At 43.9% G+C, this 490-nt stretch carries 1 protein-coding gene; it reads right to left on the bottom strand.

Annotation, left to right across the window (positions count from 1 at the left end):
- A partial coding sequence (locus AW17_RS23445; RefSeq protein WP_036670880.1) for a Calx-beta domain-containing protein occupies positions 1 to 490 on the bottom strand: 490 nt, incomplete at both ends.

The following is a 490-nucleotide window of genomic DNA, read 5'->3' as shown; positions in this document are numbered from 1 at the left end:
TACGCTGTTACTTCCTGCAGGTATGATCACATTACCACTCAAGCTTACATAATCACCGCCATTTACAGCAGTACCTGCAATTGTATAGCTTACGTTTATAGGTTCTGCTGCTGTAATATTAGTTGGAAGTTTCACCGTAAAGCTGCCAGCTGTTGATGGTTCTGCAGCATCGCCTAATTTTACGACTTGTATCGTCAAGTTGGCTGGTGTATTATCCTTATCTGTAATCGTAACCGTAGCGCTGCTATTTGCGGTGTAGACAAAGTTGGCGGAACTACCTCCAGTAAGTCTGATGTTCACTGTTTCAACAGACTCTATGATATTGTCATCGATTACAGTAATTGGTACCAACACCTCATTTGCCCCGGCAACAATGGTTGCGGTTCCGCTAAGTGTTGCATAATCCGTTCCGTTCAGAGCCGAACCAGTAATGGCATAGGTCACAACAATGTTTTCAGCTGCAGTAATGCCTGAAGGCAAGCTGATCTTA

Source organism: Pedobacter borealis DSM 19626, from assembly GCF_000708285.2.
In the GTDB taxonomy this organism is placed as follows: Bacteria; Bacteroidota; Bacteroidia; order Sphingobacteriales; family Sphingobacteriaceae; genus Pedobacter; species Pedobacter borealis.
This window is presented reverse-complemented; position numbering and strand designations above follow the sequence as displayed.